Below are 2133 nucleotides of genomic sequence, written 5' to 3'. Positions count from 1 at the left end.
TGCGCCTCCTGCTCGCCATCGACGCCCACGGGAGGGTGCACGCCGTCTCCTCATGGCTTCCCGTCCACGCCGGCGGCACCGTGACCGGGTGGACCCTGGACTTCATGCGCCGAAGCGGCACCGGGTTCCGGCCAGCGATGGAATTCCTCATCGCCTCCGCCGCACTGGACCTGAAGGACCAGGGCTTCCAGACGCTCAGCCTCTCCGGCGCCCCGTTGGCCCACAGCGGGGCCCCCGGCCCCGCCGACTCGGCCCTCGACCGCGCCCTGGGACGGATCGGGTCCCTCCTCGAGCCCGTCTACGGCTTCCGCGCCCTGCACGCTTTCAAGGCCAAGTTCGGCCCCCGCTGGGAACCGCTGCACCTGGCCTACCCCGATCCGGCGTCGCTGCCGGCGATCGCCGGCGCCCTCACCCGCGCCTACCTGCCCCACGCCACAGCCGCCCAGCACCTCGGCCTCCTCGGCCGCATCGCCGCCGGGCTCCTCCGCCCCCGCACACGGCCGAGGATGTCCCCGACCCGGCCACGGCCGGGGAAGGACCCCGATCGGGCACACTGACCGGCCGTGGCACTGCCGTGCCCGCGGGGGCCGCGGTCTACGGCCGCGGGGCTCAGAATCCTCTCAGCTGCGGGGGCCGACACTGGGGGGCGGAGCCGTGGCGGAAGGGGCCCGCAGGCGAAGGCGGGAGGACTGGCATGGCAGAGGACGACCGGGGACACGCAGGGCTGCTGGCGGGGCCGGCCCTGCCGCTGCGGTCATGGCTGTGGCTCCCCGCCGGGGCGGCGCTGTTCGCCGCTGCGGTGCTGTTCGGGGCTGTCGCGTCCTCCTACGGCCCGTTCACCCCGGAGCTGGGGGTCGACGCCGCCTGGGGCCGGGACCGGAACCCGGTGCTCGCTGCCGCGGCCCTGGCAGTGCACTACTTCCTCGGCCCTGTCGGCGGGGTGATCCTGGCGGCGGCGGCCTGCGCGGCGCTGCTGCTGCGCCGCCGCCCCCTCCACGCAGCGGCCTTCGGGTCCATCACCGCCGCCGGATGGGCCAGCTCCGAGGCCGGGAAGGTGCTCGTGGGCCGGCTGCGCCCCCCTTCCCGGGCCGTGCACGCCCTGGTGTCCGAGACACGCCCTGACAGCTTCCCCAGCGGCCACACCGCCCTCGCCTTCGCCCTGGCCCTGGCCGTGGTCCTGGTCCTGGCCCACACTGCGCGGCAGCGCTGGGCGGCCGGGGCGGCCGGGGTGCTCTTCACCGCCGCTGTCGGGCTGTCCCGGGTCTACCTCGGTGTGCACTACCCCACGGACGTCATCGGCTCGGTCCTGGTCGGCACCGCTGCCATGCTGGTCTGGCTGCCGGTCTGGAACCGGGCAGCGGGGCCCCGTCTGGCACAGGCCCTGGAGCGCCGCCAAGGACGGCCGCAGCCCGGGCCCGCCGGGGAAGGGGGCCGGCGGTGAGCGCGTTTGCCGGCACCGTCCTGCAGATGCCGCCGGGCCTGGCCTGCGCCGTGGTCTTCGCCCTGGTGTTCCTCGAGGACGCCCTCTTCGTGGGCTTCGTCATCCCGGGGGAGACCGCGGCGATCCTCGGTGGGGCACTGGCCTCCACCGGGCGCGTCTCCGTCTGGGCCATGCTGGCATCGGTGGTCGTCGCAGCCATCGCCGGGGACACCGTCGGCTACGCCATCGGCAGGCGCTTCGGTCCACGGCTGCTGCAGGCACGCCTCCTGGACCGGCACCGCGACCGGCTCGGCCGGGCACAGGACCTGCTGCGGCACAGGGGCGCCCTGGCCGTCGTCCTCGGACGGTTCACCGCCTTCTTCCGCGCCGTCATGCCCGCCCTGGCCGGCACCGCCCAGATGCCCTACAGGTCGTTCCTCGCCTTCAACGCTGTCGGGGGGACCGTCTGGGGCAGCGCAGCGGTCCTCCTCGGGCTCGCCGCCGGAGCCTCCTACGACGCCGTCGCACGCTCCGCCGGCGCCGGTGCGGCCGTGGTCACGGCACTGGCCGTCCTGGCTGCCCTCCTCCTGTGGCGCCGCCGCCGGCGCTGGGCCGGAGAGCGGGAGACCGCCGAAACGCCCTGAACCGCCGGCCAGCGCCGGCCCGGAGTTCTCAGCGTCCTCTCATCGACGCCCGTCTAGCGTCGCAGCCAT

General features: G+C 75.5%; 3 protein-coding genes. All 3 read left to right on the top strand.

What is annotated here, in order from left to right:
* Positions 1-557 (top strand): phosphatidylglycerol lysyltransferase domain-containing protein (locus ACYVKZ_RS20550; RefSeq protein WP_460994318.1); only part of this gene is annotated, 557 nt, incomplete at its 5' end.
* A 137-nt stretch (positions 558-694) separates the two neighbouring features.
* Complete coding sequence (locus ACYVKZ_RS20545) at positions 695-1441, top strand: phosphatase PAP2 family protein (protein WP_460994316.1); 747 nt, start codon at positions 695-697, stop codon at positions 1439-1441.
* Positions 1438-2064, top strand: coding sequence for a DedA family protein (locus tag ACYVKZ_RS20540; RefSeq protein WP_334172998.1), 627 nt, complete (start codon positions 1438-1440; stop codon positions 2062-2064). Before ACYVKZ_RS20545 ends, ACYVKZ_RS20540 begins: the two co-directional genes overlap by 4 nt.
* The last annotated feature ends 69 nt before the right edge of the window (positions 2065-2133 follow it).

The organism is Sinomonas soli (assembly GCF_054782415.1).
The sequence above is the reverse complement of the archived record's forward strand: the minus strand, read 5'-3'. Positions and strand labels throughout refer to the sequence as shown.

What these genes read in the sequence shown, in the direction of transcription:
- ACYVKZ_RS20545 (WP_460994316.1), top strand. Translation starts at nt 695, where the DNA reads ATGGCAGAGGACGACCGGGGACACGCAGGGCTGCTGGCGGGGCCGGCC.